A 14,721-nucleotide genomic window follows, 5' to 3' on the forward strand; every position below is an offset into this window, starting at 1 on the left:
TCCCTTTTTCTTAATGTATTACTTCAATTCATTAATTTTCTTTAGTAATTCTTCAACACCCATGTCTTGAGCTGCTTTTTCATGAATCGGCTTTGCAATTTCAATAAATGGAGTCCTGTCGATTTCATTAATTTCTGCACCATCCGTTAGTGCTAACTCTTTATACTCTTCTTCCTGAGCATATAAGGCTTGACGCTCTGCTTCCATAGACGCTTCAGCTGCCGCTAATAGAACTTCTTTTTGCGTATCGGTCATTGAGTCAAATTTCTTTCCACTTACTAGTAAAAGACGAGTCGTGTAATCATGAGCCGTTTCGGTCGTAAACTTTCCGTTAGGTGTTTTGTGATGATTTTGTTGAATGTAATAGGGGTAAGCATTTTCAGCTGAATCTACTACATTCTGTTGCAATGCTTGGTATAATTCGCCCCAAGCAACCGAAGTAGGAATCGCTCCAACTTGTTGCCAATAATCAGCTACAACCCCTGAAGTTTGTGTTCTAATTGTCATCCCTTTTAAATCTTCAATAGATTCTAATGGCTTCTTCCCATAGTAATGTCTTACCCCCGCACTCCAGTACCCAATGATTTTAAAATCGTTGTTTGACTTCTCATTTACTAAATGAGCAATTTCTTCTCCTACTTCACCGTCTACTACATTTTCCCAATGCTCATAGCTCTCAAATAAGTAAGGAAGTGCAAATAAATCTACTTCTTTAATTCCTGTTGCTGTCATGAAACCAGGAGATACAAGGACAACATCTGCAGCCCCTAGTTTTAACTTCTCAACTAATTCCGATTCTTCTGTTCCTAATGTACCAGCGTGAACTTCAACTTCAATAGCGCCATCAGACTTACTTTCTGCTACTTCCTTAAATTTCATTAGCCCATCTTGGTATGGATTATCTGGTGATGTTTGGTTGTGTGCAGCAATAATTTTGATGCTTTCCACTCCATCCCGATCAGCAGTAGCCCCTGTTTCTTGACCATTTCCACATCCAACTAATAGCATCGAACACGTTACGGCTGTTAACACTGTTGATAAGATTAATTTTTTCATTTTAATTCCCCCTGTAGTGTTTATATTTTTATAGAGCTGAAATCGTATGGGAGGCTTATATTATTCAAGATTGGCATGACGTTTGGTCATTTCGGTGAATTCCGCTTCTGCATTTTCAGCATCTAATGTGCCAATAATGACCGCATCTAGAACGAGATGAACCGACTGATCAAATTGATTCCCCAAAGGCTGAATCGTCTTTGGTTCATTCGGGTGACGATACTTTGTAGCTGCTGGAATGACGAGTACTCCATGACTAATTTCAGCCATTTTAGATTCCCTGTTCGTTGTCACTAGAAAGACCGTAGCTCCTACTTCTTTTGCCTTCTGAGCAAATTGAAAACTTGCTCCGGTTGAACCCGAACCTGATATCGCAATTAATAAGTCATCTGCCTCAATGCTTGGAGTGATCGTTTCTCCAATCACATACACATGGAATCCGCCATGCATTAACCGCATGGCAAATGCCTTTCCCATTAATCCAGAGCGTCCTTCTCCTGAAATAAAAATCCTCTTAGCTTGTTTTAATTCTTTACTTAGTTGCAGAGCTTCCTCTTCATTTACATTCGTTAGGACGGTCGTAATTTCATTGGCAACCGTATCAATAATTGCTTTCATAGAGGTCCATCATTCCTTTCATTTCTTTAGCAGCAGCTTGACTATCCGCCTTCGTAATAGCGCTTCCAACAATCACTGTATCAGGGTACTTTTTCAAGATAGCCGGCAGTGTTTCTAGATTTATTCCCCCTGCTACTGCTACTTCCAACATGGAATCATTTTGTATGAGTGAGAATATATCTGTATCCATTTCTCCCTCAGATTGCATGTCTTTTCCAAAATGCAAACTAACGAGATCAACCCCCAAATTTTCTAACTGATTCACTCGTTTTCTATCTGTTACCCCTAATAAATCAATCATGATTCTCTTTTGATATTGCTTTGCAACAGCAAGAGTATCCGTAATGGTTTTATCTGCCGAAAAAGCCATAACTGTTGTGATATCTGCTCCTGCTTCAAAGGCTTGAATCACTTCAAATTTCCCAGCATCACATGTTTTCATATCGGCAACGATGGTTTTGTCTGGATATTTGCTTTTGATTTCACGTACAATTGACATTCCATATTCTTTAATGACACCGGTTCCAATTTCAATCCAGTCAATCGATTCCTTTGTTTCTTCAAGAATCCGAAAGCACTCGTCTTTACTTAGACGGTCAAGCGCTAATTGAATATTCATACGTTCCTCCTACTCTATCTTTCAATTAATTCTTTTTCTCCTAATTGAACAAGAAGATCATCTAAGTAAGGCAACCCTTCATTATCACCTGAGACACTGACGACCATGGATCCAATGGTACTCGCAAATCGTAAAATCTTCTCTAACGGCCAATGCTGCAACACTCCATAAATAAAACCTGCATCAAATCCATCTCCGGCTCCAACCGTGTCGACTACCTTCTTTGGTTTTACTGGTGGTGATTCAATGAACTCCCCATTGTGATAGCCAATTGAACCCTTATCTCCTTGTTTAATGGCTACATAAGAGATTCCTAGATCTTTACTAGCTTGAATCATTTCGGCAGGTTGATCTGTTCCAAATAATAGTTCAGCCTCATCGAGTCCTGTCAAGAGAATATCAACAAAAGGAAGGAATTCTCTTAATGCCATTCGTGCATCCTCTTTACTCCAAAGCTTCAAGCGAATATTTGGATCACAAGAAATCAGCATTCCCTGTTCTTTAGCTAACGAAATAGCTTTCTTTATCACTTCAATATTCTTATCTTTATCAAGCGCTGGAAAAACACCCGTTATATGAAGAAGTTTCGCTCCTTCAAATTGACTCACACTTAGTGAATTTTCCGTGATGGTTGTCGTAGGTGAGTTCAATCGATAATAATACGTACTTCCACTTCCATCCTCCAAAATTTCTTTAAAGTGAACAGAGGTTGGGTATCCTTCTACGAACTCGACATCCGTTACATCAATTCCTTCTCCACGTACAAAGTTATAGATATACCTGCCAAATTCATCCTTTCCTAATCGACTGATCCACTTTGTTTCTAGTCCGAGTCTCGAACAACCAATCACAACATTTAATTCAGCTCCCCCTACTTTCCGATCAAATGATCCGACAAATCTTAGCGGACCCTTTGTTTGCGGATTCAGAGATACCATAGCATCTCCTATTGTAATGACATCCATCTTATATTCCCTCCCATTCTCAAATTAACAAGATTCTCTTTTTATTAGAGTAGGCTCAAATCGATTGAGATCATCCATCTCATTCTTACCTTGAATCTTTAATAGAATTAACTCTGCTGCTTGCTTTCCCATTTCATATGTTGGTTGAGCGACGGTCGTTAAGGCAGGATTGTACAATTCAGCAAAGCCAACGTCATCAATCCCTATAATAGCCAGATCTGTTGGTATTCTTATAGAATGCGCTTTCACAAATTTCAATATTTCCATTAGTACAAGGTCATTTCCCGCTAATAAAGCTTGTGGGGGATGGGCTTGCTTCAACATATTCTCGAGACTATTTTGGATTTCTTTGACTTCTAAACTTTTAATATAGTCCTCTGTCATAGGTAGCTGATTTGCATTTAACGTTTTTTTAAACCCATTCACCCTTTCAATCCTTGTAACCACATTAAGGCTTGTAGAAGTGGTGATCATTCCAATTCGTTCATATCCCATTTCAATGAAATGAGCTACGGCTAAACTTGAAGCTTTTTCATTATCTAACATAATAGATGGTATGTTCACACCTTCGACCATTCGGTCCAAAAACACAATTGGATAGTTTGCTTTAAGCAACCTCTTATAGAGCTCAACATTTCCACCTGTCGGAAAGATAATTAATCCATCAACTTGTTTCGCTAATAACATTTCGATATATTTCTTTTCTTTTTCAGGGTTATCATCTGCGTTACAAACAATGATATGGAAATCAGATTCATGACAATGATCTTCAATGGCCCGTATCACTTGGGTTGAAAAAGCGTGTAAGATATTAGCTACAATCACACCAATCGTCGAAGTCGACTTTTGTTTTAGACTTCTTGCTATAATATTGGGCTGATAGCCTAGCTCTTCAATGGCTTTCTCAATTCTTTCTTTCGTTTTTTCCCCCATATAATCAAACCTCTTGTTTAAATATTGAGAGACCGTACTTTTAGAAACGTTTGCGTGTTCCGCTACATCCTTCATCGTGACTGTTTTCATAGGCATTCTCCATATAAACTTGACTTAAACGCTTTCGATAAATCGGTTTAGTAAACCGGTTTAGTTAGAGTATAAATCAAATGAAAGCGTTTTACAACCATTTAATTTAAATTTATTCAATAATTCGTTCCAACTAAAAAAACTTGGGTTTCCCCAAGTTTTAACGAGTGCTCTTTATTAATTGTTTTTTATCAATTTTTCCTACAGCTGTTTTCGGTAATGCAGACATAAAACGAAGCATTTTAGGTACTTTGTAGCCTACAATGAGCTATTTGCAAGTGTCTGTCATGTTTTCTTCACTTAAATACGTTTGCCCTTTCAAAGCAATAAATGCGGTAACCATTTCACCCCACTTTTCATCTTGAATTCCAACGACTGCTGCCTCAGATACTTCGTCTAGCTCGGCAATAATATGCTCGATTTCAAGTGGATATACCTTTTCACCACCTGTAATAGTCAAAATTATGTCCTTTTTACGCCCCGGGAAGTAAATAATAGTGTCCTCATACATTTTTCTAATTCGCCTGTGTTGATCACCAATGGCATGCTTATATTCCATAACCTCTCATTCGCTCTATTTTGACACAACTTGAATCCTAGACTAACATCCCGACATATACATAGATAAACGATTCAACAGGAGGGAAAAACAACATGTACCATTCAGATAAAAAGAAACTCCCTTTGTTTCTAGCAAACTGCTGTTTACAAACATACAACCAATTTGAACATAACGGTGATTTTACAATACCAAAGGGATATAAAAAGATCGCAAGCTTTAAAGCAGTCGCTTTTTGGGAAGAGGAATGGTTCGGTTTTGTTATTGAATCTAAGCACAACATCATTATCGCTTTTCGAGGAACCGATTCAGACCCTGATTGGATCATTGATGCTGAAGTTTCTCAAACTCCCTTTCCTTTTACATCAGAAAACAATCTCGTACACACCGGTTTTTTATCGACTTATGAATCGTGTAGAAACACCATCTTGGAAAGTCTTAATACAATTTCTCGAAAAAAAACAATCTATGTCACAGGTCATAGTCTAGGAGCTGCTCTTGCTACGTTATGTGCCTATGATTTAGCAACGAATCGACTGAATACTTACCTTTATACTTTTGCAAGCCCGCGAGTTGGCGATACTTTGTTTGCTAAAGCGTTTAACACCTCTGTCAAACAAAGCCAACGCTATGTCAATGTATTCGACATTGTCCCCTTATTACCACCTGAGTCTATTTATTCACCCACCTCGAATCACCCCTGGCATTACCAGCATGTATTACAGGAGAAATCTTTTGGGATACAAACCGATACATTACGCGGGAATCATAGTATTTATACGTATATAAAAGGTGTGGCTGCTTTGTGTAAAAACTAAACCATATTAAGAAGGATCGCCTTCGTGCGATCCTTCTTAACTAGCTTCTTTTAACAAAACTAATCGTTTTTTATAAACAATCTTTGAAATAGAGATGCTCATCTCAAACAGAAGAATTAATGGTCCCATAACAATGATAGCTGAAATGAAGTCTGGTGGCGTCACAAGAGTAGCAACGATGGTTAAGATGACGTATGCAACTTTCCTTGATTTTGCAAGCAAAAAGGGATTTAATATACCTAGTCTTGTTAAGAGCATAATAACAATTGGCATCTCAAATAAAAATCCAATGGGTAACGTTAAATTCAAGAGAAATTTAAAATATTTTTCTGCTGTATACATTGTAATAAGCTGGTCTGTGGCTAATGTGTTTAAAAACGCGAACACGCTTGGAAAAAGGACAAAATACCCAAATGAGATCCCCACAATAAAACAAATTAGAATAGAAGGTAGAAAAAGGACGACTGTTTTATGCTTTCCTTTGAGATCGCCGGTTTAATAAATTTCCATATTTGAAAAAGTGCCACTGGAGTTGTTGCCACAATTGAGAATGAACCAGCTAGCACAAAGTAAATCCAAAGAATATCACTTGGTCCGAGAATGGTCAGTTGCTGATCGGCGGCTTTAATGATCCAGTTATATATCTCCTCCACAAATACAAAGCCTATACACATAAAGATAAGAAAGGTAACTAGTATGAAAATGATCCGTTTTCGAAGTTCTTCAAGATGACCTTCTAACTGCATTCCTGTTATATCCATTTGTCTCACACCCTTTTAAAGAATAAGAAGATGTAAACAGTCGTTTACACCTTCTTATAAAAGTAACTCCTGTTAACTTTTTTTACATCCTTTGATTTAGCATCCTCTTCCGACTCCCCAGAAACTAGGTCTTTTGTCGCACTTTTGAACTCAGTTAACGTTCGACCAAAGGCTCGTCCTATTTCAGGTAGTTTAGATGGACCGAAAATGACAAGGGCAATAATGAGGATTAAGATTAAACCCGGAACTCCAATGTTGTGAAACATAGTTAGTCTCTCCTTTTTTTATTCAAATGACTTACTTCCCGCCTGTATAAGCAACTTCTGCTTCAATCTCAATTAACCAGTCAGAATTCACTAATCCTTCCACACCAACTGTTGAACGAGCTGTTTTTACTGGATTTTCATCTGTATTAAAGTACTTAGCATAAGCCTTGAACCATCCATCATAATCAATTTTCCCGTCTAATGCAGGATCTGGCACAACATAAACACGAAGATATGTAATATCAGACATGGATAATCCTTTTCCCTCTAGATCTGCTTTAAATTTTTCCAAGATCGAAATCGCTTGTGTTTCTGTATCACCATAACGATCATAAAGGGTTTCCCCGTTTCGATTAATCACACTAGGTACCGTTCCACTAAAGTAAAGTGTATGATAATTATGTGGAATTGCCACTGAACTTGAAATTGACGAAGTAGAACTGCCAAAGAATTTGACTGCATTTGCTTTCATTAGTTCTGCTTTTTCACTGCTTGCTCCTACCGTTGCTCCTACCATTAAACTAGAAACTACCAATCCAGTTACGACTAATTTTTTAGCTGTTTTTTTCATTGATTCGGCACTCCTCTTTCCATTTTTTGATTTTGTTAACTATCCGACTTTTGAAACGGCACTTTCGCTTCCCTTCACAACATCTTCGTGAATTTGACTAACGGCGATTCGAGCTGATTCAAAAGCACCCGACATCCAACCTGTCATATAACTTAAATGTTCTCCAGCTAGGTAAATACGGCCCTGCGGCTTATTTAAAATTGGATAATAATTTTGACGATCAGAAGCTGAATAGGATGCCCACCCACCTTCGTTATACTTAATTTTATGCCAAGCTAGTGAGAAGGACGTTTCAAATTCACTACGATATTTATCATGAATTTTTGCTCCCTGTGAAAGAGCATGTGCTTCTCGATTAGTTAACGACAAATCTCCTACGGATACAGCATTTCCACCAAAGTTATAATAGCCGACGAGCAAACCTTTCTTCGTACCATATCCAGAGGATGGATACCAAATTTGCGAGATGTCCATATTGGTTGTAGTCATCCCACCATAAATTCGTTCATCTTCCCAGAAGCGACTTTTGAACTGTAATCCAATTTTACCTGTGGTTGCGTACCCAATGCTCTTAATCGCATTTTGCATTTCAGACGAAAAATCAACTGGGATGTTTTTAAGAACCGGAAGTGGAATCGTACAAATACAGTAGTCACCTGTAATTTCTTTCATCCCACCATTGCCTTTTCCTTTATATACAACACGGACACCATCACCCGTTTGTCTTATTTCCCGAACTTCAGCACCAAACGTGATTTTTCCAGGTAATTGACTTTCCAAAGCTTTAGGAATTGCATCCATTCCACCTACTGGTTGGAACATGAGCACTTGTTGGTCAAAACTATATTCAGAGGAGATATTATTCGCCATTTCAGATTTTAAAATATCACTTAAAGAATGAATAGAATCAAGTGTTTCCGGTGTAAGTCCTGCTCCTGGTAACTCTTTGTATCCCCTTCTACCTGAACCCGTGTAAGAGAAACTAGCATTTAAATCCCCTTCTCTTCGCAGATAGCCTAATAATCTTTCAACGTCATCACTTGATAAAGGCATGTCAAGTGCAGATTGATTTACTGCTTTTGCTAACAATTCAGATACGTGCCCGCGAATATCGGCTTTAATCTCTTGTTTACGAATCTTTTTATTCGCAAGTGCTCCAACGTTTTCTTGAAAGTAATAAGCAGTTTCATTCGTATTTGTAAAAATCTCTAACGGAACACCTAACTCTCTGCAATAATCAATTGTCACATGATGTTGTGGAATCCTGGCTGGTCCTGCATTGAAATATTGACCTTTATCAAATTGAGCCGTTTGTGCTACACCTCCGATTTCGGTCTCTGTTGTTCCACCACGTACCGTCTAATTTCGACCACCAGTGCGATCTCTCGCTTCTAAAATTTGACAATCATAACCTGCTTTACTTAATTCATAGGCAGCACACACTCCTGCTATACCCGCTCCTAAAATGACTACTTTCTTACCGATCTTTTTACCAGTTAGATCACTCTTCTTAGGAGCTCGAAAGTCTGAACTTGCTGACACTGGAGAAGCAAATAGGCCTAACGTATCCATTGCACCAAACACTGCAACAGCACCACCTACTTTTCCTACACGATTTAGAAAATCTCTTCTTGTAAGGCTTTTTCCTTCTTTAATTGTCACTAGCTGTTCCTCCTTTTATAGCGAATCCTGTCTTGCTGTGTTGCTAAAAAAAGCATACTGGTAATTTTTTTTCAAAACTAGTATTCTTGTAAGATTTTGTTTCACTTAATTTACTATTAATTCAATCACAGGATAAAATAACCACTTAAAATTGTGCCTAATGTGATATTTATCCTAGAAAGAAAAAGGGGGGAGTTCAGGGTTGAATAGAAGAGGAAAAGTCCGTAATAACAAATTATTTTTTATACGTCATTTAATATCATTCGAAAAAATAGTATGTATAAAGTTCGTGATAATGCTAGCATCTCAATTTATCCTTTTTTATAAATAGAGATAGATGTCCCGAAAACTAGATTTACCATTAATTCTTATCACATACAGATAAATAGGTAATTGGTATCGCTATTCATTCAGAATACTCGAACTATCAATATTGTTATGAGTGCTACTTAAAACTTATTGATGTACAAGGAAATAGAGATCAAGTTCTTTTGAACCACTTAAACTTATATCTCATGAGAATCCCACTCTTTTATACCTAGCTCTAAGTAGGATCATTTGATCAATCCCTTGATCATTTTCCTTGTAAACTAATCTCACTTATCTAACAAACTTAAATGCGCATGTTAAAAAGAATAAGTTTTTAGTTTGTGAAAATTAATTTAATAGTACTTGAAATAGAAGTTTAACGTTTGGCCCTCCCTAAAATTAACATAGTGAATTCTCATCTAATATCACATTGGAGAGTTGTTTATATAGATGATGTGTAACTTTCACAAACGATGTATACACTGATGAGAGATCTCTTATTTATAAACTACATCAAAAACATGTAAAGGAATGATAGGATGAATTACCGAATTGAAAAAGATACCATTGGAGACATTCAAGTTTTAGCTGATCGATTATGGGGCGCTCAAACTCAAAGGAGCAGTCAAAATTTCAAGATTGGAAAAGAAACGATGCCAATTGAAGTCATTTACGCCTTCGCGCAATTGAAAAAGAGCGCAGCACTCGTCAATCACAGCCTAGGAAAATTAAGCGGGCCTAAAAAAACAGCGATTGCCCAAGCAGCAGATGAGATCATTGCAGGAAAACTAGATGACCATTTCCCTTTAAAAGTCTGGCAAACCGGTAGCGGGACACAGTCGAATATGAATGTCAATGAAGTGATTGCCAACAGAGCCAATCAATTGCTCACAGAACAGGGAGTTAAGGAAAACGTTCATCCAAACGACGATGTCAATAAATCGCAAAGCTCTAATGATACATTTCCAACAGCGATGCATATTGCGGCTGTGATCAAATTAGAGGATGATCTCTTACCTGCACTTGCTAAACTTAAACAAACACTCAAAAAAAAGTCAGAGGAATACAATCATGTCATTAAAATCGGCCGTACCCATTTACAAGATGCAACACCTCTAACTCTTGGTCAAGAAATAAGTGGTTGGTACCGCATGCTTGAAAAAACAGAGCAAATGATTTCACAAAGCCTAGATACGCTAAGAGAACTTGCCATCGGAGGAACGGCGGTAGGAACCGGTATCAATGCTCATCCGAAATTCGGGAAGCTTATCGCCGAAAACATAAGTAAGGCAATAGGCAAAACATTTCTTACAGCCGAAAATAAATTTCAGGCTCTTACTAGTCATGATGAAATGGTTTATATCCATGGGGCTTGCAAAGCACTAGCTGCTGATTTAATGAAAATCGCAAATGACGTAAGATGGTTAGCAAGTGGGCCACGATCCGGGATTGGAGAAATCACTATTCCTGCTAATGAACCAGGAAGCTCCATTATGCCTGGTAAAGTGAACCCAACTCAAAGTGAGGCTCTAACGATGGTCGCTTGCCAAGTGATGGGCAATGACGCAACCATTGGCTTTGCAGCTAGCCAAGGGAATTTCGAGCTTAATGTATTTAAACCCGTGATTATTTATAATTTCCTTCAGTCTGTCGAGCTTTTAACGGATTCAATGATTTCATTTAATGATCATTGTGCTGTCGGCATTAAACCGAACCTTGAAAAAATAGAACAAAACTTAAAACAATCACTCATGCTTGTTACCGCCTTAAATCCTCATATCGGCTATGAGAATGCGGCTAAGATTGCCAAGCTCGCACACAAAGAAGGAATTACCTTAAAAGAAGCAGCGACTCAAACAGGGTTACTGTCAGAAGAAGATTTCGATCGATTAGTAAGGCCTGAACAGATGGTCAGTCCGAAAGAATAATCAGGTCCTTCCTCTAGTTTTCGATCGCATATGTTTGATATTAGAGTGAACGGGTATCGTATTATATGCTAAAAAATAGAGGAGGAACAACGATGAGTCGAAACGTTGATGTTGAAAAAAGAAATGTTGAAACCAAAAATGACGTAAGTAAGGTGGCCTCTACCTTCATAAAATACACTGCCTACTTAATTATGTTCTTTGGATTTTTATGGTTTCTAGTTCAATTTATCTTCCCCCTATTCCAATAAATGATAAGGCCGTTCGTGAATACACGAACGGCTTTATCATCTAATGAGCTGCATACTTGCATCAAGACCACTTCCATAGAAATTTGAGTTTTCCTAGATTCGTAGATTGCTACGTAGATTTGAGTTTAGGTCGACTTATGGATCAACAACCGTTAACGGGCAGTAGGTAATGCTTTTTTCTTTTATCATACGACTGTAAAAAGACCGTAGAGAATTCTTTTTTCTCTACAGCCTGAGGATATGCCTTACATTAAGATACTCTATCATTCATTAGGAAGATAGGAACAGCAATAATCTACAACTGATTGGACTTTTAATTGAAACGTTTCATTTGCAGGCACGTAAAAAACACCCTTGCCCTCAATAGTTTCCCAATCTTTCCCCGCTAACTTAAACGCCAATTTTCCAGCTAGAATTTCCATCTCTTCTTTTTGAGAAGTTGAAAACTCATATTCACCTGGAAGCATAATTCCAACAGTCTTCTTCTCTCCACTTTCAAATAAAACCGTTCTACTCGTAACTTTTCCCTCAAAATAAACATTCGCTTCTTTTACTAGTGTAACATTTTCAAATTGTGACATCTCGTTCTTCCTTTCAGGTTATTGTCTAAATTTATCACAATTTGATGTCCGAATAAATAGAAATGTTTGAAATGTATATAAAATACTTATCACCTTAGGAGTAAAAACGTTTTAATAGGAAAAACTAATAAAAAACACCATTGAAAGTGAGTGATTTGTGATGAAAAATAAAAATCAAACGATATCAGGAACTAACATCGACGAAGTTAAACGATTAAATGCACAATCTGGCCTTAGCTATAATCAAGCCAAATCCCTTCTCGCAAAGAAAAAAGGATTTGATTCTTCAACAAAATAAGGGAGTCTTATTTAAAGCTCCCCGCATGATGACAGGTGGCTTTGTAGATTTTCTGATCGTTTTCTTTTCTTAATATGACTACATATGTTTTAACTATTTCTTCTGCTTCTGTCGCAAGGTTTACAAAAATAACACAAGATCAGAATCATCGACTGTTTTTGCCTTTCATATTCAAAACAATTCGATCCTCTCATTAAAAACGACCAGCAGAGGAGCTTTCCTCTGCTGGTCGCTTTATAAACTATGACAACTTAACTCGAAAGCTTATCTTTTTCTTTATCCTTCTTATACTCGTCTTCCCAAAAATCAGCATTTTTAATTCCTAGCTTTTTAGGGTCAAATACCGGATCTAGACCTTGTTTCTTCTGTTCTTCAAAATCCTTTAGTGTACGTAATGCTGGCTTAGCCAAGATTAGAATGGCAATTAAATTCAACCATACCATTAGTCCAAGGCCAACATCACCTAAAGCCCATGCTAGTTCCGCTTCACGGATAGCACCGAAAAATACTGCAAATAATAACACGACTTTTAAAGTAAACATTCCTGCTTTATTCATTTTTCCACGAATTAAATACGCAATGTTTGTTTCAGCCATGTAATAGTAAGCCATAATCGTTGTAAAGGCAAAGAAGAATAATGCAACAGCTACAAATGCTGCTCCAAAACCTGGTAATACAGATTCAATCGCTGCTTGTGTATAACCTGCCCCAGCTGGAATTTCACTACCTAAGTTATTGGTGATAAAACCTCCGTTAGGATCTACGGTATTGTACATACCCGTAAAAAGTATCATAAAAGCCGTAGCCGAACAAACTAGCAATGTATCAATATAAACGGAGAATGATTGAACTAAACCTTGCTTGGCCGGATGCGATACTTCTGCCGCTGCCGCCGCATGAGGACCTGTCCCTTGCCCAGCTTCATTTGAGTAGATGCCACGTTTAACTCCCCAAGAAATCGCTAATCCAATGATACCACCAAAAGCAGCGTCTGCCCCAAATGCACTGCTGATAATCAACCCGATGACAGCAGGTAATTCAGTGATGTTAACCAACACAATAATTAACGATAAAATAATGTAAGCAATTGCCATGAAAGGCACAACGTATTGAGCCACATTTGCAATCCGTCTAACCCCACCAAAAATAATAACACCAATAATAGCAATTAAAATAGAGGCCGTTATGTACGTATTGACAGAGAATGCATTTTCAACCGCAACTGCAATTGAATTTGCTTGAATTCCAGGCATTAATAAACTCATTGCGATTAAGGTGGCAACCGCAAATAAGACTGCATACCATTTCCAACCTATCCCTTTTTCAATATAATAAGCTGGCCCCCCACGGTACTGCCCATCTTGTTTCACCTTGTACATTTGTGCAAGGGTCGATTCAATAAAAGCACTTGACGCTCCAATAAAGGCAATTGTCCACATCCAGAACACAGCACCAGGCCCACCAAAAGCAATAGCTGTTGCCGTACCTGCGATATTACCGGTACCAACTCGACCCGAAAGAGCAATCGCTAAAGCCTGAAACGAGGAAATTCCAGCGGCAGAGCTCTTTCCTTTGAACGTTAGTTTGACCATTTCTTTCACATGTCTTACTTGTAAAAAGCGTGTAAGAATAGAAAAAAGCAATCCAACTCCGAGACAAAAATAGATCATCGGTGTACTCCACAGAACACCATTAAGCCAATTGATTAGCTGATCCAAATGAATTCCCCCTACATGAATCTTTTTTATTTTTTTGAATTTTTTCTGATTCGAGTTAATTATAGGTTGGAAATCTCATTATGACAATATACTTTTTACAAATTCGCGAAAAAACTTTCGACATTTCGTCATATTTTCCACTTGATTTTTTCCTTTTCGTTGTTTTCTCATTAAAAAAACAGATGAAAACACCTGGTTCTTTCGATTATAACGTGATCATAGCATCGAGCGCGAGCGCTGCTTCTAATTCCAAAGCCTTCTTAACCACATCTGTATCTGGATTATACTCTTCTCTCAAATTGGCATCTGCATCCATCTATTGCTAGAATCGCACCTGCTTTCAGCTTTCTTAACGAAGCGATCGTCATAAGTGCTGCATTTTCCATTTCTACAACAAGGACATTTGAGCGCTGATAAACATCATGAAGAAAAGAAATGCTTCCAGAATAAAACGCATCCAAGGTAAGAGTCAACCCTTCAAAAGTAAGGTTCCCATGCCCTAGTTTAGTAGCTGAATCAGAAAGGGACGCCACAACTTGACGATCCGCTACAGCTGGAAAACCTGCAGGAACAATTTGATTAGAAAAGCTTTATATCAAATAATAGCGCTTTAACTAATCGAAAATATAAGTTATATTCAATCTAAATGAGTGAATTTCATAATTTGAATCCTAAGTCTCGTAAAGCTTTCAAGACACAAAAAAAGGAGTACCTCCCCAAA

At 37.8% G+C, this 14,721-nt stretch carries 14 protein-coding genes and 2 pseudogenes; 3 read left to right on the forward strand and 13 right to left on the reverse strand.

Annotation, left to right across the window (positions count from 1 at the left end; genetic code table 11):
* Positions 1-18: 18 nt before the first annotated feature.
* From PQ474_RS22290 to PQ474_RS22315, 6 genes are all read right to left on the reverse strand, one after another.
* Positions 19-1,056, reverse strand: a complete 1,038-nt coding sequence (locus PQ474_RS22290; protein ID WP_273847798.1) for a TRAP transporter substrate-binding protein — start codon at positions 1,054-1,056, stop codon at positions 19-21.
* Between the two features lie 60 nt (positions 1,057-1,116).
* A complete protein-coding gene (gene hxlB / locus PQ474_RS22295; protein ID WP_273847799.1) occupies positions 1,117-1,674 on the reverse strand; it encodes a 6-phospho-3-hexuloisomerase in 558 nt (185 codons plus the stop codon).
* Complete coding sequence (hxlA, locus tag PQ474_RS22300; RefSeq protein WP_273847800.1) at positions 1,658-2,293, reverse strand: 3-hexulose-6-phosphate synthase; 636 nt, start codon at positions 2,291-2,293, stop codon at positions 1,658-1,660. Before hxlA ends, hxlB begins: the two co-directional genes overlap by 17 nt.
* Before the next feature lie 14 nt (positions 2,294-2,307).
* The gene (locus tag PQ474_RS22305; protein ID WP_273847801.1) at positions 2,308-3,258 is read right to left on the reverse strand and encodes a sugar kinase; all 951 of its coding nucleotides are present in this window, start codon (positions 3,256-3,258) and stop codon (positions 2,308-2,310) included.
* A 24-nt stretch (positions 3,259-3,282) separates the two neighbouring features.
* The gene (locus PQ474_RS22310; RefSeq protein WP_273847802.1) at positions 3,283-4,281 is read right to left on the reverse strand and encodes a LacI family DNA-binding transcriptional regulator; all 999 of its coding nucleotides are present in this window, start codon (positions 4,279-4,281) and stop codon (positions 3,283-3,285) included.
* Between the two features lie 268 nt (positions 4,282-4,549).
* Positions 4,550-4,840, reverse strand: coding sequence for an AMP-binding enzyme (locus tag PQ474_RS22315; protein WP_273847803.1), 291 nt, complete (start codon positions 4,838-4,840; stop codon positions 4,550-4,552).
* A 95-nt stretch (positions 4,841-4,935) separates the two neighbouring features.
* Between PQ474_RS22315 and PQ474_RS22320 the strand changes: the two genes are divergently transcribed.
* Positions 4,936-5,658, forward strand: coding sequence for a lipase family protein (locus tag PQ474_RS22320; RefSeq protein ID WP_273847804.1), 723 nt, complete (start codon positions 4,936-4,938; stop codon positions 5,656-5,658).
* 36 nt (positions 5,659-5,694) lie between these two features.
* Here the strand turns inward: PQ474_RS22320 and tatC are convergent.
* From tatC to PQ474_RS22340, 4 genes and pseudogenes are all read right to left on the reverse strand, one after another.
* Positions 5,695-6,419 (reverse strand): annotated as a pseudogene (gene tatC, locus PQ474_RS22325) (twin-arginine translocase subunit TatC).
* 44 nt (positions 6,420-6,463) lie between these two features.
* Complete coding sequence (locus PQ474_RS22330) at positions 6,464-6,685, reverse strand: twin-arginine translocase TatA/TatE family subunit (RefSeq protein WP_273847805.1); 222 nt, start codon at positions 6,683-6,685, stop codon at positions 6,464-6,466.
* Between the two features lie 31 nt (positions 6,686-6,716).
* Positions 6,717-7,256, reverse strand: coding sequence for a RidA family protein (locus PQ474_RS22335; RefSeq protein WP_273847806.1), 540 nt, complete (start codon positions 7,254-7,256; stop codon positions 6,717-6,719).
* A 39-nt stretch (positions 7,257-7,295) separates the two neighbouring features.
* Positions 7,296-8,828: pseudogene (locus tag PQ474_RS22340) on the reverse strand (flavin monoamine oxidase family protein).
* Between the two features lie 938 nt (positions 8,829-9,766).
* Between PQ474_RS22340 and fumC the strand changes: the two are divergent.
* Both fumC and PQ474_RS22355 read left to right on the forward strand, forming a co-directional pair.
* Positions 9,767-11,155: a class II fumarate hydratase gene (gene fumC / locus PQ474_RS22350; RefSeq protein ID WP_273847808.1), complete on the forward strand. Its 1,389-nt coding sequence runs from the start codon at positions 9,767-9,769 to the stop codon at positions 11,153-11,155.
* A gap of 92 nt (positions 11,156-11,247) precedes the next feature.
* The gene (locus PQ474_RS22355) at positions 11,248-11,403 is read left to right on the forward strand and encodes a hypothetical protein (protein ID WP_273847809.1); all 156 of its coding nucleotides are present in this window, start codon (positions 11,248-11,250) and stop codon (positions 11,401-11,403) included.
* A 263-nt stretch (positions 11,404-11,666) separates the two neighbouring features.
* On the opposite strand, the gene ppnP is transcribed toward PQ474_RS22355, so the two are convergent.
* The 3 genes from ppnP to PQ474_RS22370 form a co-directional block, all read right to left on the reverse strand.
* A complete protein-coding gene (gene ppnP / locus PQ474_RS22360; RefSeq protein WP_273847810.1) occupies positions 11,667-11,984 on the reverse strand; it encodes a pyrimidine/purine nucleoside phosphorylase in 318 nt (105 codons plus the stop codon).
* Positions 11,985-12,533: 549 nt separating this feature from the next.
* Positions 12,534-13,952 (reverse strand): alanine/glycine:cation symporter family protein, encoded by a 1,419-nt coding sequence (locus tag PQ474_RS22365; protein WP_273847812.1) that lies wholly within the window; start codon positions 13,950-13,952, stop codon positions 12,534-12,536.
* A gap of 329 nt (positions 13,953-14,281) precedes the next feature.
* On the reverse strand, positions 14,282-14,575 hold the full coding sequence (locus PQ474_RS22370) for a phosphorylase family protein (RefSeq protein ID WP_273847813.1): 294 nt from the start codon (positions 14,573-14,575) through the stop codon (positions 14,282-14,284).
* Positions 14,576-14,721 lie beyond the last annotated feature (146 nt).

The sequence above is a fragment of the Halalkalibacter alkalisediminis genome, from assembly GCF_028610705.1.
Lineage (GTDB): Bacteria > Bacillota > Bacilli > Bacillales > Bacillaceae_D > Halalkalibacter > Halalkalibacter alkalisediminis.

What these genes read in the sequence shown, in the direction of transcription:
- ppnP (WP_273847810.1), bottom strand. Translation starts at nt 11,984, where the DNA reads ATGTCACAATTTGAAAATGTTACACTAGTAAAAGAAGCGAATGTTTAT.
- PQ474_RS22305 (WP_273847801.1), bottom strand. Translation starts at nt 3,258, where the DNA reads ATGGATGTCATTACAATAGGAGATGCTATGGTATCTCTGAATCCGCAA.
- PQ474_RS22365 (WP_273847812.1), bottom strand. Translation starts at nt 13,952, where the DNA reads ATGATCTATTTTTGTCTCGGAGTTGGATTGCTTTTTTCTATTCTTACA.
- PQ474_RS22335 (WP_273847806.1), bottom strand. Translation starts at nt 7,256, where the DNA reads ATGAAAAAAACAGCTAAAAAATTAGTCGTAACTGGATTGGTAGTTTCT.
- PQ474_RS22315 (WP_273847803.1), bottom strand. Translation starts at nt 4,840, where the DNA reads ATGGAATATAAGCATGCCATTGGTGATCAACACAGGCGAATTAGAAAA.
- hxlB (WP_273847799.1), bottom strand. Translation starts at nt 1,674, where the DNA reads ATGAAAGCAATTATTGATACGGTTGCCAATGAAATTACGACCGTCCTA.
- PQ474_RS22310 (WP_273847802.1), bottom strand. Translation starts at nt 4,281, where the DNA reads ATGAAAACAGTCACGATGAAGGATGTAGCGGAACACGCAAACGTTTCT.
- fumC (WP_273847808.1), top strand. Translation starts at nt 9,767, where the DNA reads ATGAATTACCGAATTGAAAAAGATACCATTGGAGACATTCAAGTTTTA.
- hxlA (WP_273847800.1), bottom strand. Translation starts at nt 2,293, where the DNA reads ATGAATATTCAATTAGCGCTTGACCGTCTAAGTAAAGACGAGTGCTTT.
- PQ474_RS22290 (WP_273847798.1), bottom strand. Translation starts at nt 1,056, where the DNA reads ATGAAAAAATTAATCTTATCAACAGTGTTAACAGCCGTAACGTGTTCG.
- PQ474_RS22330 (WP_273847805.1), bottom strand. Translation starts at nt 6,685, where the DNA reads ATGTTTCACAACATTGGAGTTCCGGGTTTAATCTTAATCCTCATTATT.
- PQ474_RS22355 (WP_273847809.1), top strand. Translation starts at nt 11,248, where the DNA reads ATGAGTCGAAACGTTGATGTTGAAAAAAGAAATGTTGAAACCAAAAAT.
- PQ474_RS22320 (WP_273847804.1), top strand. Translation starts at nt 4,936, where the DNA reads ATGTACCATTCAGATAAAAAGAAACTCCCTTTGTTTCTAGCAAACTGC.